The sequence below is a fragment of the Mycoplana sp. ABR4_002 genome, from assembly GCF_056159645.1.
Genome location: NZ_JBSWVO010000001.1, coordinates 756,747 through 780,292 on the forward strand (window position 1 = coordinate 756,747; position 23,546 = coordinate 780,292).

Here is a 23,546-nt window from a genome sequence, read left to right on the forward strand (position 1 = left end):
GGAAAATGGCACTCAAGGACATTCTTCCGGGACGGCTCGGCTTCGGCGCTGCCCCGCTCGGCAACATGTTCCGCGACATTCCCGAACAGGAAGCGCTGGCAACCGTGGAGGCGGCCTGGAACGATGGTATCCGCTTCTTCGACAATGCCCCCTTCTACGGTGCGGGCCTTGCCGAAATCCGCATGGGCGAGGCGCTTGCGGGCAAGCCGCGCGACCAGTACGTGATCAGCACCAAGGTTGGCCGCGTCATCCTGGACGAGATCGAGGACGTCAGCGCCCGGGATCTCGGCGAGAAGGGCGATGTCTTCAAGCACGGCCGGCCGAACCGGATCGTCAACGACTACTCTGAAGAGGCGACGCTGCGTTCGATCGAGGACAGCCTGAAGCGGCTGCAGACCGACCGCATCGAGATCGCCTGGGTCCATGACATTGCCCAGGACTTCTACGGCGACGAATGGCTCTCGATGTTCGAGAGCGCGCGCAAGGGGGCGTTCAAGGTGCTTGACCGCCTGCGCGACGAGGGGGTGATCAAGGCGTGGGGGCTCGGCGTCAACCGGGTCGAGCCGATCGAGCTTCTGCTCGAACTCGAGGGACCGCGGCCGGACGGCTTTCTGCTCGCGGGCCGCTATACCCTGCTCGACCACCAGCGTGCCCTGCAGCGCGTGATGCCGAAGGTGGCAGAGCGCGGGCTCGGCATCGTCGTCGGCGGGCCCTACAGCTCGGGCGCGCTCGTCGGCGGCCCGAACTTCGAATATGCGCCGGCAACCCCGGCAATCCTCGAAAAAGTCGCGCGGATCAAGGCCCTCGCCGATCAACACGGCATCAGCATGAAGGCGGCGGGGCTGCAGTTCTCGCTGGCCAATCCGGCGGTCGCCGCCGTCATTCCGGGGGCCAGCCAACCGAGCCGGATCGCCGAGGATCGCGCCGCTCTGGAGGAGAAGGTCCCCGCCGCCTTCTGGCGCGACCTGCGCGCGGCCGGACTGGTCGATCCGGCCGCGCCGCTGCCGGTCGCCGGCTGAGGAAAAGGCGTCGGCCCACCGTGACCCGTCGGCGCAGGCCGGCGGGTTGGTTGCGTTTAGGGTGGTGAAGTATACCTTGTAATTCCCTTTGCAATTGATGGGTTGAAGTTGATGTCGCTTGGGAATTGAGTAATAGTCTGCAGAAATGAGCAAAAATATTGAAATATTGCAGAATAATAGTTCAAATTATGAAATAAAAAGGGGGCGGCATGATCGTATTCTCGGACGAGAATCTGGAGGTGATCCACCGTCCCGGCTCCTCACCCTATCTGCTTGTCACCTTCAACGAGATGGAAATGCAGGCCAACGGCAGCCGCTTCTGGGCGCAGCGTTTCTGCGACAAGGCTGACATCGCCGCGCTGGGCTTCATCAGCCGCCGGCCGAACTGGTTCCCCGCGGCCAGCATGGTCAAGGCGGTGCATGCGGCCGCTCCGATCCTGCGCGCCGCGCCGGAGCGCATTCTCTACGGGCATTCCCAAGGTGGCTACGCAGCGCTCAGGTATCGCCGGCGTCTCGATGCGACGGTTGCCGTCGCCTTCTGCCCGCAAGCCTCGATCGATCCGACTGCGGTCCCTTTCGACGGCAGGTTTGCGCGCCACTTCTCGCCTGAGCTTCACGCCGGGATGGCTGTCGCGCCCGACCATGCGAGCGGCCGCGCCTATCTCTTCTACGACCCGTTCCACGCCGCCGACCGGCGGCACGCCGAACGGATCGCGGCGCTCCAGGCCGAGACCCATCTTGTTCCTGTGCACATGACCGGGCACGGGACCGTCCGCGCCTTTGCGGGAACGGCGCGCGGCCTGTCGCTGATCGAGGCCTGCCGCGCGGACGACCGAGCCGGTCTGCGCGCCCTGGCGCGCACCGCGCGCGTCGGAGCGCCGATGCGGCCTTATCAGCTCGCCGTCACGGCGATCGCCCGCCATCGCGCCCTGGCCGACCGGCTGTATGCATCTTTTGGTGAGGGGTTCTCGGCAATCGAGCGCGCCAACTTTCTCTACCATCGGGCCAACCGCCATATTCGCGATGGCGAGCTTGCCCGGGCGCGCGACACGCTGGCCGAGGCCGTGGCCGGCCAGCCGTCCAATGCGGGTTTCCTCCGCCGGCGCCACGAGCTCGAGCTCCGGCTCGCCCGCGACGGCGGGACGGCGGTGAGCGGCTAGGTTTTCCGGGAAGGTCCAACGGCAGTTGCAGGTGGCCCGCGCCGGGGCGGAGGCCACCTTCCGGTCAGCGGCGCATGATGCGCCGGGCCTGCCCGATCAGGCGACCCGCCGGGCCGTGCGGAGCGCCTCGATCTCGAGGTCGACGTAACCGGCGAGATCGGCGCGGGCCAGGGCCATGTGCAGGTTGGCGCTGACGAAGCCGGCCGGCGTGCCGCAGTCGAAGGTGCGACCGCAGAACTCGAACGGCCGGATATCCTGGCTCTGCATCAGCGCGATCATGGCGTCGGTCAGCTGGATCTCCCCGCCGGCGCCGGGCGTCTGGTTCTCCAGCAGGTCGAAAATCTCCGGCTGCAGGATGTAGCGCCCGGATATGAACAGGTTGCTCGGGGCCGTCCCCGGCGCCGGCTTCTCCACCAGCCCGGTGACGAGCGGACCGTCGGCGGTCGGCCGGAGCGAGACGATTCCGAACTTGTGGGCCTCCTCGGGCAGGCACTTTTCAACGGCGATGACATTGCCGCCGTGGCGCGCATGGAGATCCGTCATCGCTTTCAGGCAGGGTTGCTCGTCGACCATCAGCATGTCGGGCAGAAGAACGGCGAAGGGCTCGTCGCCGACGATCTGACGCGCGGTCCAGACGGCATGCCCGAGACCGCGCGGCTGCTGCTGCCGGACAAAGGAGATGCTGCCGGCGCCCGGCGTGTTCTGCGCAACCTTGTCGGCCAGCACGTGCTTGCCGGCATTGCGAAGGCAGACGTCGAGCTCGAAGGCGTGGTCGAAGTAGTCCTCGATCGCCCCCTTCATCCGGCCGGTGACGATGATGACGTGTTCGATTCCCGAGGCGATCGCCTCGGCGACGATGTAGTCGAGGATCGGCCGGTCGACGACCGGCAGGAGCTCCTTCGGAATGCTCTTGGTGGCAGGCAGCATTCGCGTTCCGAAGCCGGCAGCCGGGATGATCGCCTTGCGAATTTTCGTCTGCATGTTGGTAGACCTCCAGTTCATGCGACCCTGCGAAGGGTGTTTCTCAGGGGTTTTGTGGTATCGATCATCTTGTGATCGACGCCGTTTTCCGTCAGGAAGCGGTGCATCTCGCCATAGGTGTGGAACCATGCGCGGTTATACTGGTCGAACCGGGCCTGGTCCCAGTATTCGTCAAGATCAAACGTATCGTTCCCAAAGACATCGAAGCTCGGGATCCGGAACGTCTCGGCGAATTCTACCGTCCTGCTGTCATAGGTGAAGTAGATGGACGGCACCCCGTTGGCGAGCGCCATCAGGTTGCCGTGCAGCCGATAGCCGAGGACGAGTTCGAGCGAGCAGGCAAGTCTCTCGTAGTCCGCCACGACATCGGAATAGAACAGCCGCTCACGGTAGAGCCGTTCCATTGCCACATCGAGATACCACGAGCCCGTCCAGGGATCGGTTCTCAGCGCCGTGATCGCTTCTTCCCGCTGGGCTGCGGTCCCCAGCACGAGCTTCTTTTCCTCGACCTCGCCCTGGGCCATCAGCACCACGTCGAAACGGCCCGCCATCGCCTTGGCGAGGTCTCGATGAAGGGTCAGATAGCGCTCGATGTCACGGGCATAGGTCGGCGAGACCTCCCGGCGGATCGTCACGCCGACCCTGCCGACGCTCTCCAGCGCCGGCAGCGTGATCCGCAGTTCGGGGTCGTTGCGCCGGAAGGCGGTCGGGCAACCGACGATGCGGACGTTGCGGATGCCCATGTCCCAGAGGACCTGGGCCGAATAGCCGCCGCGCACGCCGATCGAAACGGTCGAGTCCGCCATCAGGTGCAGCAGCGCCCGCGTCGCATCGGAGAGCTGGAGCTTGCCCGCGACCGGTGCCTGGGCGCCGATGCCGAAGCCGATGACCGGCAGGCCGAGCCGCTTCAGGATCGGCACGGCCTGCTCCCAGTCCATCGATTCATGGATGTAGTTGGAGCCGCGCAGGAAGACGTAGTCGTACTCCTCGCGCAGGCGATCGACTGCATCCGGATTGAACTCGGAGATCTCCAGGACCCCCAGCGCCTCGTAGCGCAGCAATTTCAGAGACGAGTCGAACACGAAGGCATCGCCGATGTTGTGGTAGCGGTCGATATGCCGCTGGACGTCCTGATGCTGGTACCAGCGCACATTGTCGTGGGCGTAGACCTCGCCGGACGGGATCATGACCAAGACGCGTGCCAACGCTTCCTCCCCGGTCCTACAGCGCCTGCGCCAGAAGTTCGGGGCGGTCCGCCATTGCGGCCTCGAGCTTCTGGCGCAGCAGGTCGTGATAGAGGTCGGCGTGCTCTCGCGCGCAGGCGACGTGGTCGTAGGGCGGCCTGATCGTCGCCCGCAGCCGGTTCCAGGCCTGTGCATCGACCAGGACCTCGACAATGCGGTCGGCCAGATCCTGGCTGCTGCCCGCGCGGAAATGAAGCCCGTCCTTGCCATCGCGCACCTTCTCGGCCATCCCGCCGATGTCGGAGCAGAGCATTGGCCGGCGGTGCAGCAGTGCCTCCTGGATCACGACCGGAGAGTTCTCCCACCAGATCGATGGCAGGACCACCCAGTCGACGGAGCGCATCAGCCGCGGCATGTCGGCGTTCTGGTAGGCTCCGTAGAAGCGCACGCGGCGACCGGCATCGGCGATGAGCTTCTTCATGCGCTCCTGGAACTCGATCGGCTGACGTTCGAGATTGCCGCCGAAGATCATCAGGCAGGAGTCTTCGCCCCAGATGTCCTCCGGCACCCGCGCCACGGCGTCGACCAGCACATCGACGCCCTTGAACGGCGTCATCTGGCCGAAATAGGCGAACCGATTGCGGCGCGGGTTCCGCGCCGCCAGCTCGCGCGCCGGCACGGCGTCCTGAACGACGATCCCGTTCTCGATGACGCGGAGCTTGGCAGGATCGACGCCCCAGCCGGCGTAGCGGTCGGCCAGGAACGCGCTGGGGGAGACGAAGGCATCGGCAAGGTCCAGCATCCCGTGAACGAAGCGTTCCCGCTTCAGGAAGCGAGAGACCGGGATATCCGGAAAACACCCGTTGCAGGCGATCGGCGAGGCCTGGTCGCAAAGCTGGCCGGACGGCTTCTTCACCATTTGCCCGTGGTTGTGGCAGATCGACAGATATTCATGGAAGGTCACGAGCATCGCCGCATGCGGCAGCGCGTCGCGAAAGGCGTACAGCGCCTCGAGCCCGATACCCAGCACGTGGTGGAAATGGACGATGTGCGGTCTCAGATCGCGGGCAAAGCGCAGCAGGTCGCGACGGATGGCCTGCGTATCGCCGTTGGACAACAGGAACGGATCGTAGTCGGCGGTGTGAAACAGGACCTCGTTCTCGCCCTGGCGCAGGCTCATCAGCGCCGAACTGCCGTGCCGCGGAACAGGATGGCCGACGCGGGCGAGATACACCGATTCTGCGTTCGGCAGCGCGTTGAGGCCGCGATGCAGGTTGTAGGAGGCGAGCTCCGCGCCGCCCAGCGAGACCGACGGATGCCCATGCGACACGATGAGGACACGAAGCTGCTCGCTCATGCGTTCTTCTCCTGCAGGAGCCTGTCGGCGGCGAGAGCGGCCGACCAATGGTCCTTGAAAAGCCTGGCATCGATCTCGGTCACCAGCGCCGCCATGGCCGGGGTTCGCGAAAGCGCCGCATCGTCGCAACTCCACATCTGGACCGTCGGCAACAGGTAGCAGTCGATGCCGGACCGGCCGAGGCGCAGGCCCAGATCGAGCCCCTTGTCGTGCGAGCCGAGGTAGGCCCCGGAAAAGCCGCCCGCACTCAGGGCCGCGCGGCGGGGCAGGATGCAGCATTCGAGCGAGGCAGCCGCGATCCGCGTCAGGTCCAACTCGGTCACCGCCTTGAGCGGGTAGCCGGCATAGCGGCCCGTCAGTGGATGGTCGCCGTCGTCGGGGGCGATCCAGCTTCCCGCCCATCGAACCGACAGGTCCTCGTAGGAAAGAACCGGCGAGACGATGCTGCCTTTCAGCGCCGCCTCGGCCGCCACCAGCCTGCCGTACCACCCCTTGCCACGCGGCAGCAGCGAGCCGGACAGCAACACGACGGTCTCGCAACGCACGGCCCTCATGCCGGCTTCGAGCAGATCGTAGAGATCGCTGGCGCCCCGTGCCGCGACCAGCCGGAGCGACAGGCGATAGAACTTCGCAAGCTCCTCCAGACGGGAGGCCTGCTGCTGGCATCGTTCGCTGGGCATAGCCACGACGAGGGGAGCCTTTCGTGTCTCGGGGTCGAGAGCGAGCAGCGCCAGCAGCGGATTGATGTCAGCCTCGCTGTCGGCGAAGCCGATGACGATCGGCGGGCCGGACTCCGGGTCGAACGAGCCGGCGTCCAGCACCGTGCGAACCGATGGCGCCGCGCGCCCGGCCGTGCTCAGGAACGGGACGATCTGTGCGGCGACGATCGCCGGCATCGCCCAGTCCGTCGGATCGATCGCATCGATCTGGCGCAGCGCCGCCACGCGGGGCGGCACCCGTGTGGTCGTCAGCGGCAGGAACGCTCGCCGCGAGTCCTGCAGGGTCAGTTCGAGATAGAGCGGCGCATCGGCATCCTCGCCGGGAACATGGGCCTGGACGACAAAGCCGTGTGCATGGTCCGCGCTTCGAAGCGCGCGCGCGAATGGCGGCTGGTCTTGAAAGCTGTCCGAGACGTCGCGGCGATCGAGCCTTGTCCAGCGCTCGTCGAGCCTGACCGAGGCGCTGCCCCGGCACAACTTCACCACCGCGACGTGGCTGTCGGGATCGAGCAGCCAGCCCGACAGCAGCAGGCTGCCGCCGTCGGTCTCATAGACGCTGTCCATTCCCATGCGAACCGGCACCGGCAATCCGGACACCGTTTCCTTTCCCTCGAAGCTGTTCGCAGCGGACCGCAGCGACAGCAGAATGTCGGGCGTGCTTTGCGTCCTCAGCAGCACGGAACGGATGTGCTCGGGTGTTTCCAGCGGTCCGCTGATGCGTCTCTTGGGATGGACGGCGACATAGCGCCAGCCCTCGCGCCCCTGAAACACCATGCCCTCGATGCCGTGGGGCCTGATCGCTTTTGGGGCGGGGATCAGACCGACCATGCCCGAGCCGCCCTCGGGAATGTCGGAACGGGAGAAGGCCGCCATCCCGAACTCGGCGCGCACCGCCTCTCCGTCGCCGACCAACGCCATCTGGCAGCGCCCCGGTGCCAGGTTGTGGCACCAGCCCTGCAGCAGCAGCGCGCCCTCGTGGCAGGCACCGATCAGCTCGATGTATCCGTCGCTACCCCGGGCCGCGTGCAGCAGCGCGGCGACGGCGGCGAGCCGGCGGTGGTTGGTCGTGCCGTCCATGAGAAGGTCGACGAGGCGGTCGATCACGGGGCCGGCCTGGCTGCCGCCGAGGTCTGCGACGAGGGCGGCGACCTCGCCGGGCGGCACCGGCCGGGGCGCCAGCATGCAGCGCACGCCGTCGGGTCCCCCGAACCTGAGCGCCGTCAAGGGTCGACCGGTGCCGGTTGCCGGAACCAGTGCCGCAAAGCCGTGCGTTGCCACAGGCGTGGGCGTGGACAGTTTCCAGCCCGTCACGTGGGCGGTGTGCTGGCCGCCGGGTTCGTCGTCGATCTCTACCGTCACCGCGCCGGCCATGGATCTGCCGATGCCGAGAACGAGTACGGCAGTCTCGTCCAGCACGCACGCAACGACCCGGCCGGGGCGAAGCGGCCTGCTGGCGCCGGACATGGCGGTCCTGTGACGCGGGGGCGGCGGAGGTGAATGGTCTGCAACGAACAACGGCAGTCTCCTGCGTCAGATCCGGGCCAGCAGGCCGAGGGCCCCGCCCGCGGCAAAGCCGATGAGAACGAACAGCAGCAAAAGCAGTGGCTTCAGTTCGCCGTGCTTGCGCTTCTGCAGGGCGTGGAGGTTCTTCTCCATGCCGGCCACCACGCCGTCCAGGCGCATCAATTGGGCGTCGAGCTCGTTCAGCCGCTGGCTGATATCCGCGCGGCCGGCGGTCGCGGGCTCGGAATCGTCGATCTGCGGCGTGCGCTGCAGCGAGCGCTGCGACACCTGAAGCTGGCGTTGCGCCGCCATCAGCAGGTCGAGCTTGTCGAGCACCTTCGCCAGCGGGGCCGCAATGAGGGCTTCTGCCGCCTGCTCGTCGGGTCGGGGCACGCGCAAGGCCTGCTCGGCGCCGTGTGCGTTCAGCGCAACGACGACGAGTTCGCTCGTGCGTGCGTGCGCCGGTTCCGGCAAGGCGATTTCGAAGGCGTGCCTGCCGTCGCCGATGCCGTTGCGGCGCAGGTCCGGGCGCTCGCGGTCGGCAACCGCCTCGGCGATCACCTTGCCGTCGAGGAGGACGCGGATGGCCAGCCGCTTGTCGGGTGCCATCGGGTCGAATGCCCAGCCGAATATGCGGCCCGTGTCGATGGCATCGACACGCCCGTTCATCGGCTTCGTGTTGTCCTGCTCGGGGGCGGCGTCGGGCTTTTCAGCGGTGTTGGCCACGGATCTCTCCTATGCTGCCTGGGCCCGCGCCGTCTCGATCAGTTCGAGGTAGCGGCGCGCGGTGGTGTCGATGTCGTCGGGGCGGCGGGCATTGGCGGAGAGGGTGCGAAGCAGGCCCGCCGTCTCGATGGCCTGGCGCATCGCGGCCGCGAGGGCCCGTGCGTCGTTGGGCGCGACGGTCAGGCCGTTGACGCCGTTCTCGACCATCTCGGCCATGCCGCCGATGGCGCTGGCGATCACCGGTCGACCCAACGCTTGTGCCTCCTGGATGACGAGGGGCGCGTTCTCCCACCATATTGACGGGACGATGGTGCAGTCGACCGCGGCCACCAGTTCGGCAATGTCCTCGCGCCGGTACGGGCCGCGCTGCTGCACGGCTGGAGCGGTCTCGGCGAACAGGCGCTCGATCTCCTCGACGAAGTCCCGGCTCTGGAACGGGGCGCCGCCATGCACGCGCAGTTCGAAGTCGAGGCCGTCGGCGATCAGCTGACGCGCGGCCGCAAGCAGCACCGTCACGCCCTTCCAGGGGTTGAGATTGCCGAAATATCCGAACACCACTCGCCCGTCCGCCGCAGGACCGCGGTCCGCGACGGGCGCGCGCACCGGAATGCCGTTCGGAACGACGCTGATCGAATCCGCCGAAAGTCCCCATTGGAGATATCGCTGCCGCAGGAACTCGCTCGGGGCGACGAAATGGTCGACTGCGCTCAACAGCGCCTTCAGATGCTGCTCTCGCAAGGCGAAGCGGTCGAGCGGTATGTCCTTGAAGCAGGCATGGCAGCGGTCTGGGCTGGCCGTGTGGCACAACTCCCGGCTGCCGGTGCGGACCATTAGGCCGTCGTGGTGGCAGATCGGATAGTAGTCATGCAACGTCATGACGATCCGGCAATGGGGCAGGGTGCGGCGGACGATGTGCGGGAACTCGGCCCCGAGCAGGAGCAGGTGATGGAGGTGGACGATGTCCGGCCTGAAATCGCGCAGCAGTTCCACCAGGTCCGGCACCACGCCATAGAGGTCGATCTGGCTCATGAAGAAGCGGTCGAAGTGCCCCGACCACAGCAGCAGTTCGTCGCCCGCGGGCCCGACCCCCTGGAAGCTGGTGCCTGGCCGCGCCTCGCGGTGGATCTGGTTGGTGGCGCCGAGAAACAGCGCCTCGTGACCGGCCCGCTGATAGGCACGGAAGAGGTCGTGGGCGAATATTTCGGTGCCGCCGGGATGGAGCGAGGGATGGTTGTGGGCAGCCACCAGAATGCGCTTGCTCATCGCTCCGCTCCCCGGCGCTTGGCCACGAGGAAGTCCTGGTAGTGGCTCGCGTTCGTGCCGCGCCAGTGGCCCAGGGATTTCAGTGCCAGCGAGAGCCCGGCCTGCCGTACCGCACCGTCCAGGAACCCGTCGTCGAAGCCGACCGCGGCGAGGCGCGGCAGGTCGGGGACGAACCAGCACGGTCCCTCGCCGTCGCGCGTGAAGGCGAGCCGCGGATCGCGCCGCCCGGTCTCGTTGGCGGCCGCGATCCGGTCGACCACGAAAGCCGTCATGAACAGGCGGCCGCCCGGCACCAGTACCCGGCTTACCTCGCGGAGGTAGACGAGAACCTCGTCCGGCGGCAGGTGGGTGACGACCGAGGTCATGATGACGAAGTCGAAATGCCGGTCGGCGAAGGGCAGCTTCAGCGCGGCGCCGCTGAGCCTGCCCTTGGGGTTGTAAAGCTCATGGGCGATGTCGAGCCGGCGGAAGGCAAAGTTGGGATAGTGCGGCGTGATCGTGCGCTGGCACCAGCCGATCCCGCCCTCGACCGGGTCGATCCCGCAGTAGCGGCCCCTTTCCGGATCCAGATACTGGGTGAGGGGGACGGCCATCCGGCCGATGCCGCAACCGATGTCGAGCACGCGGCTGTCTTCGCGCAGGCCCCCGACGCGTATGAAATGGCCGATGAACTCGGCGCCGATGGCGCGAAAGTCGCCGTCTCCGACGAAGACGTTGTCGGGCTCGGGTTGCGGCAGGAAGCGGTTCCGCAACACCGCTTCGGCGAGCCAGCGGATGCGGTCCTCGTCGACCAGACGCCTGGGGCGGGCGCTGTGCAGGAGCGTCGCTTCCATCATGCCGCGCTCCTTTCGGCAACCGTCTGCAGCGGGGTGGGAATCAGGTCTGTGCCGAATTGGGTCGTCATCAGTTCGGTGATGTCCTCATCCCAGCGCTGCGTGTGCAGCCACGAATTGTACTGGCTCGCCACGCCGCGCATGTAGTCCTGGCTGCGGCGGATCGACCGGCGCTCGAAATGGTACAGGGACGCGGCCGGCTCATAGGCGATCTGCAGCCCCAGTCGCCGGATCTTGAGGCAGAGGTCGCTGTCTTCGTAGTCGCCGATCACGTAGTCCTCGGTATAGCCGTTGACGAGTTCGTAGACGTCCCTTCGGCTCACGAGGCAGGCTCCGGTCACGCCGGGAACGAGGCGGGCCCGTTGTGCCGGGGCATAGTCGCCGGGCATGCCCTTGTGGTAGTGATGGTTCAGCCAGGTGCCATGCCGGTCGCGGCCAAAATAGAGCCCGGCATGCTGCAGCGATCCGTCCTCGAAGATCAGTTTCGGGCCGATTGCCCCGAGCTTGCCCTCCTCCAGCAGCCGCCGCGCCAGCACCTCGAGCCAGCCGGGCGCGCAGGGCACGACATCCGAATTGAGCATCACCAGGATGGAGCCGCGGGCGAAGCGGGCGCCGGCATTGCAGGCCCGGGCGTAGCCGCCATTGCGGTTCATCACCACCAGCTTCATCGGCAGGCCGTGCAGGAGATGCAGGCCGCCGAGCATATGTTCGGTCTCGTCCTGGATCTCGGGCGAATCCAGCACGTAGATGATCTCGGCATTGCCCGCCAGCCAGGCATCGGTCGCCATGCCGGAGAGTTGGAACTTCAGGAAATCCAGCACGCGGTAGAGCGGAACCACGATGGAAACGAGCGGTGCGTCGAGCGGCAGCCCGTAGTCCTTGGTGTGATCGACCTCGATTGTCCGGCCAAGCCGTCGTTCGACGTCCTGCAGGGCGGGGGCCAGGATGGTCCGGAACGCGCCGTCGATCGCGTGCTGCGGCGGTACCGCGCGCAAGATGTGGTTTCGTTGGGTGACGGGTTCGTACGGCTGCGGCTTCGGCACCAGCGGCTGCACCGCCCCCGAGACAAGGCGCATCTGGAAACGCGGCTGCAGCAGGGGCCCGGGCGGCTCCGTCAACGGAACCCGGGCGACGAAGCCGGTGACGTGGGTCTTGTCGTCCTCGTTCCGGCCGCGCGCCCAGGCCGGGAACTGGTATGTGTTGCCGTCGAGCGGCACCGCGGTGCCGTCCTCCTTCAGGTAGTCGATTCCGGCAAGCATCGACGAGGCCGCATACCAGCCGCCGGCGAGCAGGCCATCCGGCAGCGCCAGCGCGAGGTCGATCTCGCCGGACGGGCGCATCGCCGACTTTGCGACCCGGCGCGCCGGCAAGGGGGACCGCAACTGCAGGTCGATCGCCGTGGTTGCGCCACCCTCGGGATAGGCGGAGAGGCTGCGCACGACCAGTTCTCGCAGTTCCGGTGCATCCAGGCTTTCGGCCCACCAGGCCCGAAGACCGGGAAAGCGCGGGCCGCCGTCGACAAGGGCGCGCACGGCGGCGCCATGCCTGCTCAACAGCACGATCATCACCGGGCGCGCCGCGGTCTCGGCGACGATGTGACAGGTCCTCGAGCCCTGCCTTGCCGGCCGGCCGACGACGAAGCGCAGCGGCAAGGGCGAGACCGAGGCAAGGCCGATGGAATAGATCGCCGTGACGTCGCCCAGATCGGGGCTGATGGCCGTCTCGATCAGATGGCGCCCCGGCGCGATCTGGCACACCATGGTCGCCGGCCGCGGGGCAGGCACGAGCGTGTGCAGTGCATCTTCGACGATCATGCTGAAGAACGGGTCATGGGTGACCCGGAAGGCGCTTCGCCATACCGTCAGCAGAGTGCCGAGAAACTTGGTGCGAACCTCCTGCGCGAGTTCCGCAAACAGGGCTTCCATATCGAGCGGCGGGAGCGCCGGCGCCGGCGGCATCACGGTGGCCTGAATGACCTTGCCCTCCGGCGTGCAGATGTGGAGGCTGACCGGCGCCTTGCCCGGTCGCAGGGCCCAGCAGATGCGCTGCCGGCCGTCGCCCATTGGAAGCGTGGTGCTGACGAGCGGTACCGGCTTCTGCGGCAGGGACAGCGTGTACCGCGTGGTGGCGGGCAGGTCTGCTGGGCGATCCCAGACCAGCATGGCCAGGTCTGTGCCGATCCGGAAGGTCCTTGCCTTGCTGAAGTCGCCGTCGGCGGTCGTCGTATCGTCGAACGTCACGCGCTGTCCTCTGGGTTGGGATGCGCGCGCCCCACGGGAGGATGCAGGGCGCGCCGAGGTCACGCTTAGTGAACCGTGAAATAGTTTTCGGGGTTGGCCTGGATGTCGTCGGCATCGACGTTGACGAGGGTCAGCGTGTCGCCATGGCCGAGGTCCACGATGACGTTGCCGCCAACCTGCGTGATGCGCGAGGCCAGGTCTTCGGGCGAAGACACGTCGAGTCCGTTGATGCCCTTGGAGATCTGCAGCAGATCTTCGCCGGGCGTGAAGTCGAGGATGACGTCATTGCCACCGCCACCGTCGAACACGAAGATGTCATGGCCGGCGCCGCCGGTCATGATGTCGTTGCCGGCGCCGCCGTCGATAATGTCGGCACCGTCGCCGCCAATGAGCACGTCATTGCCCTTGCCGCCAGACAGAAGGTCGTTGCCCTGTCCGCCGAGCAGGACGTCGTTGCCCTTGTCGCCGTACAACAGGTCGTCGCCCCAGCCGCCGACCAGCATGTCATCGCCCTTCTCGCCGTTCAGCAGGTCGTCACCCTCGCCGCCGAACAGGGCGTCATTTCCCTTCCCGCCGAACAGCAGGTCGTCACCTTCTTCACCGAGGATGATGTCATCCCCGTCGTCCCCGCTCACGAAGTCATCGCCGCCATGGGCACGGATGAAATCGTTGAAGCGAGAGCCGAATAGTGCGTCGTCATATGCGCCGCCTTCCAACGTGGCCATTTGCCTCTCCTCTTCAGGTTTATGTGCATGCGCTTTCGGCGTTGGCCGAGGTCTGCGCGGGGGGGAGTGTGCACTGCAAAATAATGCGGTGCAAGTCTAATTCCGAGAATAAATAAGGATTCTTTGTGTCATTTACTGTAGAAAATGACCCATTTTAAGATATTGAGGAAGTAATAATTCGTGAATGCTTATAATGAATAACCATTGTCGCGGTAATTTGCTTCAAAAATTGAAGCAAATTACCGCGAATGCTCGGTTTCAAGGGTGCGGGGTCAGTCTTCCCTGAACGCGCGATTGAAGCTGTCGACCACGGGCGAGGTGAGGTAGTCGATGGCGCGGCGCGATTTGTGAATGATCAGCACCTCGGCGGGCATTCCGGGATAGAGCCGCACGTCGCTGTTGCCGGCGAGCGACGTCGCCTCGATCTTTGCGCGTGCGACGAAGAAGGCGGTGTTCGAGCTTTCGTCGACGGACTGGTCCGCGGCGACATAGGTGATGGTTCCCTCGAGCGGCAACCGGGACCGCTGATTGTAGGCCGTCAGGCGAACCTGCGTCGGCGAGCCGACCGCGACGCTGTCGATGTCGCGCGGGTTCACGCGCACCTCGACCAGCAGCGGCTCGTTTTCCGGCACGATTTCGAGCAGCGGCTGACCCGGCGTGATGGCGCTGCCGGGCGTGCGCAGCCAGATATTGCTGACAATGCCGGCCTGCGGCGAGCGGATCTCCAGGCGCCGCAACACATCCTCGGCCGACTTGATCTGTTCCTCGACATCCGCAAGCTCGACCCGTGCCGTCGTGATCTCCCCGGCGATCGTCGACTGGAACTCGCTTTCGATGCCGGTCAGCGCCAGCTGGGCGCCCGCCTTTGCCTTCTCCGCCCGCGCCTTGTCGCCGGCAAGTTCGCCCCGCGTCCTGGCGAGTTCGCTGAGCTTGGTGTCGACTTCGATCAGTTGCGTGCGTGGGGAGACCCCCTTTTCCACGAGGGTCGCGATCGCCGCGCGGTGCTCGCTGACGAGTTCGATCTGCCGGTCGGTGGCCTGGACCTGGGTCGCGAGCGACTTGGCTTGCTCCAGATGCTCTTCGATGGTCTTTCCCTGGACCTCGGCGCGGTCGCGCTTGGCCTCGCGCCGCTTCTCGAAGAACACGTTCTCCGCCTTGACGGCATCGTCGACCACGGCGTCGCGGGGTTCGTTGAACTCCTCGGGGAACCCGATCTCCGGCGCGCCCGCCTGTTCGGCCTTCAGCCGGGCCAGCTTCGCGATCAGGCCGATGCGCCGGCTTCGCAGCGCCTGCAGGTTGGAGCGGGCCCGGGTGTCCTCCATCTCGATCAGCGGCTGGCCCGCAGACACCTGGTCGCCCTCCTGCACCAGCAGCCGGCTCATCACGCCGCCTTCGAAATGGCTGATGGTCTTCCGCTTGGAGTCGACGATGACGGTGCCATTGGCAACCGTGGCGCTGCTGAGTTCGGTCGAGAACGCCCACCCGAAGAAGCCGCCGAACGACACCAGGACTGTCGCGAGCCCGGCAACGACGAGGCGACGCAGCGGCGATCGCACTTCGCTGTCGTCGAGGGAAAGGACCGGCGGATTTGTGCCCGGCGGAACCCGTCCGTGCAGTTGCAGCCGGCTTTCGGGCGCGGCGGAGGGCGCTGGTACGGGAGGCTTGCTTGTCATCGCGCGGTCACCTCGCGGCGGGTTTCGCCGGGCGTCGTGGCGGCCACCACGTCCGTCCTCGGTCCGTATTGGGTGATGCGACCGTTTTCCAGGACCAACAGCTTGTCGGCGGCCTGCATGATGGTCGGCCGGTGCGCAATCATGATCACGATGGCGCCGTCGTTGCGCGCCTGCTCGATGGCGCGGATCAGCGCCCGCTCGCCGAGCGAATCGAGATTGGCGTTGGGCTCGTCGAGCACGATCAGGCGGGGTCGGTTGTAGAGGCAGCGCGCCAGCGCGATGCGCTGCCGCTGCCCGCCGGAAAGGGTCAGGTGGCCGTCGCCGACCGGGGTGTCGTAGCCCAGCGGCAGCCGCCCGATCATGTCGTGGACATCGGCCAGCCGCGCCGCCTCCAGCACCTTGTGCGGATCGCTTTCCTCCATCCGGGCGATGTTTTCCCGGATCGTGCCCTCGAGCAGCGAGACCGACTGTGGCAGGTAGCCGACCACCTGGCCGAACGAGCCACGCTCCCAAAGATAGGCGTTGTGTCCGTCGAGGAAGACGCCGCCCGCGGTGGGGCGCAGGATGCCCACCAGCAGCCGCGCGAGCGTTGACTTGCCGGCCGCCGAGGGACCGATCACGCCCAGCACCTCGCCTGGCGAGAGCGAAAACGAGATGCCCTTGATGATCGGAACATCCATGCCGGGAGGCGCGTAGACCAGCCTGTCGACCACGAGGTCGCCGCCGGTATGCGGGGTCGGCATGGTCTGGCGCACCGCCAGGTCCTCCTTCAGCGCAGCCTCCAGCCGGCGCCAGCCGGCGATTGCCAGGACCCACTGCCGCCAGTTGTCGATAATCGAATCGAACGGGATCAGGAGGCGCCCGACGAGGATGCTCGCCGCCATCATCGCGCCGGGCGTGATTTCCTGCTCCAGCACCAGCAAGGCTCCGACCGCCAGCGTGGCGATCTGGATCGAATAGCGCAGGCTGCGGGTGATCGACGTCATCGCCTTGCTTCTGCCGCCGCTCGCCTCGAAGGCGCTAAGGGCCTGCAACTGCAGGGCGCGCCAGCGCTGCGCCAGCGCCGGCAGCATGCCCATCGCCTCGATCGCCTCGGCATGCCGCAACGAGGCCCCGATCTTCGACAGGGCCTCTATGTTGGTCTGGTTGGCTTCCCGGGTCAGTTGTCGTGTCAGCATGTCGGTGATCAGGCCGCAGCAAAGCAGCAGCGCCACCGAAATCGCGCCGACGAGGCCGAACAGCGGGTGCAGCAGGAAGAGTGCGCCCAGAAAGATCGGCGACCATGCGGCATCGAGCGGCGCGCCCACGGCCGAGGAGGTCAGGAAGCTTCGCAACTCCGCCAGGTCGCGCAGCGACTGCGTGGCGCGGGCGAGGCCCTGGTCGACCGAGGCCTGCACCGCGGCAGTGAGCACCGGCATGTTCAGCCAGCGCACGACGACGCCGCCCATCGCCTGGAACGACAGCGCGCGGATGAACTCCAGGATGCCGAATACCACCAGTGCGCCGATCGCCAGGACCGTCAGCATCGTCAGCGTGTCGACGCTCTGGCTGTTGAGAACCCTGTCATGAACCTGCAGCATGAACAGCGGCATAGTCAGCTGCAGCAGGTTGATGCAGACGCTGAGTGCGGCGGCATACAGCAATGCGGCCAAAAATACCCGCTTTGCTTGCAGTATTAACAACCCGGGATTGATCGGGCCATTCTGTGGCAGTCCTCCCAAATTTTGCCGCTTGCTTCTTGTCTCATTTTGAACAGTATCACGCATGTGCGATTTGCCTGAAGTTAACGTTACGGCCATCTGACGAAGGAAGTTTGGCTTATTTTTGAACAGGTACATAGTATTGTTGCTGTCAATGTGGCACAAGAATCAGTGTTTGTGCAAGCTCAGGTTATTCGGGGGGAATGGGGCATATTTGAAGATTACTTCGAAATTTGAAGTAATTTTCTGAAATGGAGTGTGGGATGAAGGATGAAGTTGTGCTCTACCCGTCCGTGGAACTTAATGATGTTTCGAGATCTGAAGACGGCGATCAGTCGGCTCAGAATGCCACCGGGCCGGAATCTGACCCGTCGGATTGCCCGCAGATTACCTATTTTGAACTCGGTCGCCTCATGGAGCGGGCAAGCCGGCGGTTCTCGGGTCTAGTTCGGGCGGAGCTGACAAAGCTTCGCGTGGACGATATCGGACCGGCCCAGGCGATGGTTCTGCTCGCCATCGGCGATGCTGAACTTTCGGTTGCCGAACTTCTGGACCGCGGACACTATGTCGGCTCCAATGTTTCCTACTACCTGAAGCAGTTGGCCGACGGTGACTATATCGATCGCGTTGCCTCCCGGCGCGACAAGCGTTCCGCCCGCATCCGGCTGACTGAAAAGGGGCAACGGCTCAGGGCCGATCTCCGGGACGCTTCGATGGCCTATGAGCGTACCCTCAATCGCGGCGACGACGACCAGCGCATCCTCGAGACAGCGTTCCACACGCTGCACCAGGTCGAGTTGGTCTGGGGCAGTGCCTCGCGCTACCGGGTTTGAGCGCGCGGCTACGGCGGTCTGTTGCGAGCTAGACGCGATGCATGTGGCATTTGTTCACCGGCGCGGCTTCGGCCAGTTCGCCGCCCTGGCCGGCCATCTGGCGCAGGCGGGCAATGAGGTCAGTCTCGTAACCGAGACCATCGACCAGAGGATTCCCGCCGTCCGAGTCATCCGGCATCGGGCGGAGCCGGTTCCGGCCGCCAACGGAACCATGGCCCGCCATATGGGCGTTCCCGACCATCACGCGCGGATCGGGCATCGTGTCGCCGAAACGGTTGATGCGATGGTGCGGCAGGGACTGGCGCCGGATGTCGTCTTTGGACATATCGGCTGGGGCAGCATGATGTTCGTGAAGGACGTGATGCCTGCCGTGCCCATGCTCGGATATTGCGAGTTCTTCTATCGGGCCGAAGGGGCGGACGTCGGCTTCGCCCCGGGCGACCGGCCCGACGCGGACACGCGCAAGAGGCTACGGTTGCGCAACGCCGCCCAGCTCCTGACGCTGGAGGCGATGGACGGCGGCATCAGCCCGACGGAATGGCAGCGAAGCCTCTATCCGCTCGACGCCCAGGCGCGCATCTCGGTCGGGCACGAGGGAGTCGACACGAATCGCTTTCGGCCCGATCCCGCGGCCTCCGTTACCCTTGCTGACGGTCGCGTGCTCACCGCCGGCGGCCCGCCCATCGTCACCTATGTCGCACGCGATCTCGAACCGTATCGCGGATTTCCCCAGGCCCTGCAGGCTGCCGCCAAGGTGGTGCGGAAGCGCCCCGACACACTGTTCGTCTTTGTCGGCGGGGATGGTGTCAGCTATGGCGCGCCGCCGCCCGGCGGGGGGTCGTGGAAGGATCATCTGCTTGCCTCGCTCGACCTGCCGCGCGGGAACGCCATCTTCCCTGGTGTGGTGCCGCATTCGGTGCTGCGGCAGCTCTATCAGATCTCGGCCGCCCACCTCTACCTGACCTATCCCTTCGTGCTGTCCTGGTCGGTGCTCGAGGCGATGGCCTGCGGCAGTCTCGTCATCGGTTCGGACACCGCCCCCGTCCAGGAGGTGATCCAGTCCGGTGCCAACGGCCTGCTGGTGCCCTTTTTCGACACAGATGCGCTGGCGGACGCCGTCATCGATGCGGTGGCGAACCCCGCTGCCATGGCCTCCTTGCGGATCGCCGCGCGGCAGACGGTTGAGCGGCGCTTCCGGCTGCAGGACTGCCTCGACCGCCAGATGAATGCGCTGGCGCAGGTCATGAAGCTCTAGGGGTGCACTTTCCCGAAATGAAGCAATTGCTTCTATTTTTGAAGTATATATGAAGTTGTTTGTGTGATTCGCTTCGTATTTTCTTATTGTGCGTTGCAAAAATAGTTGTTACGTATTTGGATGATGATGGTTCAATCCGGATCAGTTCCGAATTTAACTGTTAGATTTCTGTTCAGGCGTCAATTTTATTTTTGAGGCGGTGCGTGCAAGATCTGATGTCTCCTGGTGTGGGCCAGCGGTTGGGAACGAGGAGGCTGGTGGCGGTCTCGGAACGGGACTGGCCAAGGATCGTGGGAAGCGAGATCGAGCATCTGGTCGTCCGTCTGGAAGAGGACGGGCGGGCTCCGGTCCTGCTGAAGAACGCGTTTCCCTTGATTGCCGTAGCGTTTTCCGACGAGGGCGAGGCGGGCCTGCGTGAAAGCCTGGCCGCGGTTCGGTCGATGGGAAGCGTTCCCGAGCCCCCGATCCAGCGGCTTGACCCCGCGAACATGGCGGAGAGTCTTGCGCTGCTGCGCGGCCTGATCGAGGGCGGGCTCGGGAGGCTGGCGCGCTACAGTGCCTCGCTCACCTCCGAGCTTGCCCTCCTGCGGCGCGAGCGCGAAACGTTGTTGGAAAACTACCGCGCCCTCGAGGATGCCTTTCAGGCGCGCAGCTGGGAGCCGGTCGCAGAGGCGTTCGCCCACGATCCCTACTCGGACCCCAAGGACGAGGGCATCGGGCAACTGCTCGCGAACGCCTACATCGAGCAGCTTCTGCCGATCTCCAGCCTCGGCGTGGCCGGCTTCGCGCTGCACCTGCATTCGGTGCCGAAGGCGAGCGGCGAAATGGTCGTGGCGTTGAGCTATCTTGAAAGCGGCGAGGGGGTGGCCGAGTGGACCGTGCCCTACGCCCAGCTCGTCCCGAACTGGAACTTCTTCTCGCTGCCGCGGGCCTGCGGAGGAGCAGCGCGAACCCTGCGTCTGAGAGTTTCCGCGACCGGCCCCGAGACGGTTGGCCTGTCGCTCGGCTACCCGATCGCCGGCGAGCGCTACTCGGCGCGGTCGGAGCAACCGCATCCCGACCTTGACCTCCGCCCGCTGGCCTTCCGCGTGTTTACCGGTCTGCCCGGGGTCAAACCCGCCGCCGTGCCCAACATGATCGCCCCAAGCAATCTGCTCGAGGGCCAATTCATCGTCGACTACCGGCTGGCGGTCGATGCGATGAGCCAGATCGCCGACGTATCGGTCACGCCGATCGTGCCGGAGTTCCAGACCGTACGGTACCTGGAGCATGAGCATGCGGTCGTCTGCCACCCGCTTCCGAGCGGCATTTCCGCCGGTGCCATCAGTCGCGCCGTGGAGCCCGGCACGATCTCGTTCTCGGCCAGCGCCATCATCGACCATCCCCAGGGAGCGCCGGCCGCGGTCAGCTTCCTTCTCGCCCCGGCCAACTCGAACGCGCGCTCCGAGGTGGCCGAGCTGGCGCGCAAGGGCGCGGCCAGGCCGTCGGCGTTCTTCAGCGGATGGCGCGAAGTCAGCGCCAAGCAATCCGTCAACGTCAACATCCAGCTTGAGGAGCCGCTGCGAGGCCCGATGGATCTCTTGATCCTCAGCCGGGCGGTGACGGAATCGGTCGATTTCTCCTGGCTAAAGGTGTCGGGTTTCAGGCTGGTCAAGCAATCAGCGGAGGCCGCCGATGCCCGCCGATAGGGACCTGCCGGATCTCGTTGCGGTGGCGATGCCGCTCTACGGCCATGCCGCCCTCGCGCTGGAGGCCATCGAATCCGTGCTCGCCGCGAACACGGGCAGCTGCCGGATTGCCATTGTCGTCTCGGTCGACGGCGATCCGCGACACGAGACCTTCGACCAGCTGTTGCTGTTTGCCGCCGCCCATCCCTCGATCCATGTCGTGTTCGGGCGGAATGCCGGCCCGGGCGGGGCGCGCAACCGCGCCATCGACTATGTGCTCGAGCATCTGCCCGAGGCCCGCGCCGTCTATTTCCTCGATGCCGACAACCGGGTCCTGCCCGGTACCATCGAGACCCTGTACCGTCAGCTGCGCTCCAGTGGCTGCGGCTGGGTCTACACCAACATCGACACCTTCTCGGTGAGCTGGCGCGCCCATTACGGCAACCGCTATTCACGGCTGGTCCACTGCATCACCGACAACATCTGCGACACCGGATCGATGATCTCGATCGACGTCTTCGAGGCCGGCGTCCGCTTCAACGACGACAGGCAGAACGGCTTCGAGGACTGGGAATTCTGGCTGTCCTGCATCGATCACGGTTTCGTCGGCGCCCCGTGCCACGACACCATCTTCGAGTATCGGCTGCGCGCCGAAAGCCGCTTCAAAGAAGCCAATCGCGATCGCGCCACCTCGGTCAGCTTTCTGCGGAAGCGTCACAAGGCGCTGTTCCAGCGGCCGATGCTGGTAGACTTCGAACACGAGGAGTGCCCGCGCTACCTGTTCGCGCGGACGGAGGATGCGGCACTCTCGTTCTTCACCGACCCGACCAAGCCGCCGGCGATGCTGCGTCTCGACGACATCATCCCGGCCTACTGGGCCAATATCGGCGAGCCGGACAACGTGCACTTCCCGCCGTTCATGATTGCCGGCAGCGGCGCGGCGCTCGACTTGCTGCGGCGCTCGCGGATGCTTCCGAACGTGCTCGCCCACCTAGAGCGGCTGAGCGAGAATGCCAACGTCGTGTTCGTCCAGCTGGCCAACGATGCCGCCCAACGCAAGGTCGAGCCGATCGCATACGGGGCTGGCGCACAGAACATCGGCCCTGCCGACCTGATCTTCCTGCCGAGCACGCTCGTCCAGGACGTGATCCAAAACAACGCGCTCGACTGGTTCGCTTCGATCGGCGGCCAACAGGTATGGCCGACATCGACGGTTCTCAGGGTGCGGTTCCCCTTTCCACGGACCTTGCCACGGCGCTCGCTCGTTACGCCGCAGCAGGTGATGATCAACTGCGTCAATGCGATCGCGTCCAGCCCCTTGCGCCGGACGGCGGGCCGCCGCTGGACCTGGCGCCCGGCACGGCTCGTGCCTTACGCCGAGTTGCACAAGGCGCTGCGGAAGGAAATCGGCGGCTCGCCGGTCCTCCCGCTCGGCCACAGCGCGGGAAAGCGAACGGCGGCACTGCTTGTGCCGAACGCCTCGTTCGGAGGGGCCGAGAAGGTGATCTATGCCGCCGCACGCGAATTGCAGGCGGCGGGCTACGAGACGCACCTGTTCGTGCTCGGCACGGCCCGGATGGACGTGATCGACGAATTCGACGCGAGCTTTGACTTCATCCATTTCTGGGACGCGGGCATTCCGGCCTGGGGGGCGACCGGTTCCTTCCTGGGACAGGATTTCATCACCGAGGGTCATCCGGTCGACTGGGAGGCATTGAAGGGACAGCTGTCCGGCTTTGACCTGGTCATCAACAACCACGTGATGGCCGTCCATCCGCTGATCGCGCGCCTGCGCTCGGAGGGAACCCGCACCGCCTGCTACCTCCACGTCGTCGACAACACGGCCTTCAAGCGACCGGCTGGGCAGCCCTTCGCCGCGATCGCCCACGAGCATTGCTACGATGCCTTCCTGACCTGCTCCGAACAGCTCAAGGTCTACCTTCACTCCTTCGGCGTCCCGCACGAGAAGGTCTTCGCCGTGGCCAACGGCGCGAGCTTCTCGGTGCCGCCCAAGACGCTGGCGGACGTTCTGGCTGTCCGGCGAATCGAGCGCAAGGACGACCAGCTTCGGCTGCTTTACATGGGCCGCCTCGACCAGCAGAAGGGTATCGACCGGTTGGCCGCCGCGCTCGTCGACCTGCGCGCCGCCGATGTGCCCTTCGACGCGCTCGCAATCGGCGGCGAGATCCTCGCCGACTCGACCGTGTCCTGGACCGAGCGGCTGAAGGATCTCGGGGTCGATGTCCGCCCTCCCGTCTTCGCCAGCAAGGACCTGATCAAGGCATTGGGTTGGGCCGATGTGCTCGTCATGCCGTCGCGCTGGGAGGGTGCGCCGCTGATGATCGCGGAGGCGCAGCAACTCGGCTGCGTGCCGATCGCCACGGCGGTCGGGGCCGTCGACGAACTGATCGTCGATGGCGAAGACGGCATTCTCATCGACGCTGCGTCCGATCCCCAAGTGGTGCGGGAGATGGCGCGGGTGATCGCGGAGATCGCGCACAATCGCGGCAGGCTCGCGCCGCTGATGGAGGGATGCATCCGCACGGCGGCGCGCCGCTCCTGGACCTCATCCTTCTCCGAGTTCCTGACGTGGTGTGATCAGTCCGTCAACAATTCGTCGCTGTCGCGCGCCGCGATCTTTCGCGAGCAGGCGACGGCAGGTCCCGTCACGGCGGCGTTGGGCTGAAGCCATGCCGCTCGTGCGAAAC

General features: G+C 65.8%; 17 protein-coding genes. 6 read left to right on the top strand and 11 right to left on the bottom strand.

The window, feature by feature from the left end:
• Positions 1-5 precede the first annotated feature (5 nt).
• Both ACXAGF_RS03665 and ACXAGF_RS03670 read left to right on the top strand, forming a co-directional pair.
• Complete coding sequence (locus ACXAGF_RS03665; protein WP_475014555.1) at positions 6-1,019, top strand: aldo/keto reductase; 1,014 nt, start codon at positions 6-8, stop codon at positions 1,017-1,019.
• 209 nt (positions 1,020-1,228) lie between these two features.
• Positions 1,229-2,179: a hypothetical protein gene (locus tag ACXAGF_RS03670; RefSeq protein ID WP_475014557.1), complete on the top strand. Its 951-nt coding sequence runs from the start codon at positions 1,229-1,231 to the stop codon at positions 2,177-2,179.
• A 96-nt stretch (positions 2,180-2,275) separates the two neighbouring features.
• On the opposite strand, the gene ACXAGF_RS03675 is transcribed toward ACXAGF_RS03670, so the two are convergent.
• The 11 genes from ACXAGF_RS03675 to ACXAGF_RS03725 form a co-directional block, all read right to left on the bottom strand.
• Positions 2,276-3,160: a UTP--glucose-1-phosphate uridylyltransferase gene (locus ACXAGF_RS03675; protein ID WP_475014558.1), complete on the bottom strand. Its 885-nt coding sequence runs from the start codon at positions 3,158-3,160 to the stop codon at positions 2,276-2,278.
• Positions 3,161-3,177: 17 nt separating this feature from the next.
• Positions 3,178-4,365, bottom strand: a complete 1,188-nt coding sequence (locus ACXAGF_RS03680; protein WP_475014559.1) for a polysaccharide pyruvyl transferase family protein — start codon at positions 4,363-4,365, stop codon at positions 3,178-3,180.
• 16 nt (positions 4,366-4,381) lie between these two features.
• The gene (locus ACXAGF_RS03685; protein ID WP_475014561.1) at positions 4,382-5,701 is read right to left on the bottom strand and encodes a glycosyltransferase family 4 protein; all 1,320 of its coding nucleotides are present in this window, start codon (positions 5,699-5,701) and stop codon (positions 4,382-4,384) included.
• Complete coding sequence (locus ACXAGF_RS03690) at positions 5,698-7,884, bottom strand: hypothetical protein (RefSeq protein WP_475014562.1); 2,187 nt, start codon at positions 7,882-7,884, stop codon at positions 5,698-5,700. Before ACXAGF_RS03690 ends, ACXAGF_RS03685 begins: the two co-directional genes overlap by 4 nt.
• Positions 7,885-7,950: 66 nt before the next feature.
• Positions 7,951-8,592 (bottom strand): hypothetical protein, encoded by a 642-nt coding sequence (locus ACXAGF_RS03695; RefSeq protein WP_475019203.1) that lies wholly within the window; start codon positions 8,590-8,592, stop codon positions 7,951-7,953.
• Positions 8,593-8,658: 66 nt separating this feature from the next.
• Positions 8,659-9,912, bottom strand: coding sequence for a glycosyltransferase family 4 protein (locus ACXAGF_RS03700; protein WP_475014563.1), 1,254 nt, complete (start codon positions 9,910-9,912; stop codon positions 8,659-8,661).
• Entirely contained in the window at positions 9,909-10,748 is an 840-nt protein-coding gene (locus ACXAGF_RS03705) for a class I SAM-dependent methyltransferase (RefSeq protein ID WP_475014564.1), read from the bottom strand. Before ACXAGF_RS03705 ends, ACXAGF_RS03700 begins: the two co-directional genes overlap by 4 nt.
• Entirely contained in the window at positions 10,745-12,985 is a 2,241-nt protein-coding gene (locus tag ACXAGF_RS03710) for a glycosyltransferase family 2 protein (protein ID WP_475014566.1), read from the bottom strand. Before ACXAGF_RS03710 ends, ACXAGF_RS03705 begins: the two co-directional genes overlap by 4 nt.
• A gap of 65 nt (positions 12,986-13,050) precedes the next feature.
• The gene (locus ACXAGF_RS03715; RefSeq protein ID WP_475014567.1) at positions 13,051-13,710 is read right to left on the bottom strand and encodes a calcium-binding protein; all 660 of its coding nucleotides are present in this window, start codon (positions 13,708-13,710) and stop codon (positions 13,051-13,053) included.
• A 272-nt stretch (positions 13,711-13,982) separates the two neighbouring features.
• On the bottom strand, positions 13,983-15,383 hold the full coding sequence (locus ACXAGF_RS03720; RefSeq protein ID WP_475014568.1) for an HlyD family type I secretion periplasmic adaptor subunit: 1,401 nt from the start codon (positions 15,381-15,383) through the stop codon (positions 13,983-13,985).
• Positions 15,380-17,149, bottom strand: coding sequence for a type I secretion system permease/ATPase (locus ACXAGF_RS03725; protein ID WP_475014569.1), 1,770 nt, complete (start codon positions 17,147-17,149; stop codon positions 15,380-15,382). Before ACXAGF_RS03725 ends, ACXAGF_RS03720 begins: the two co-directional genes overlap by 4 nt.
• A gap of 197 nt (positions 17,150-17,346) precedes the next feature.
• Between ACXAGF_RS03725 and ACXAGF_RS03730 the strand changes: the two genes are divergently transcribed.
• The 4 genes from ACXAGF_RS03730 (at position 17,347) to ACXAGF_RS03745 (ending at position 23,524) form a co-directional block, all read left to right on the top strand.
• The gene (locus tag ACXAGF_RS03730; RefSeq protein ID WP_475014571.1) at positions 17,347-17,916 is read left to right on the top strand and encodes a MarR family winged helix-turn-helix transcriptional regulator; all 570 of its coding nucleotides are present in this window, start codon (positions 17,347-17,349) and stop codon (positions 17,914-17,916) included.
• Positions 17,917-17,953: 37 nt separating this feature from the next.
• Positions 17,954-19,171 carry a glycosyltransferase family 4 protein gene (locus ACXAGF_RS03735; protein WP_475014572.1) on the top strand — a complete coding sequence of 406 codons (1,218 nt, stop codon included), beginning with the start codon at positions 17,954-17,956 and terminating at the stop codon, positions 19,169-19,171.
• 215 nt (positions 19,172-19,386) lie between these two features.
• Complete coding sequence (locus ACXAGF_RS03740) at positions 19,387-20,859, top strand: DUF6212 domain-containing protein (protein ID WP_475014573.1); 1,473 nt, start codon at positions 19,387-19,389, stop codon at positions 20,857-20,859.
• Positions 20,846-23,524, top strand: coding sequence for a glycosyltransferase (locus tag ACXAGF_RS03745; protein WP_475014574.1), 2,679 nt, complete (start codon positions 20,846-20,848; stop codon positions 23,522-23,524). The genes ACXAGF_RS03740 and ACXAGF_RS03745 overlap by 14 nt, the downstream gene beginning before the upstream one ends.
• Positions 23,525-23,546 lie beyond the last annotated feature (22 nt).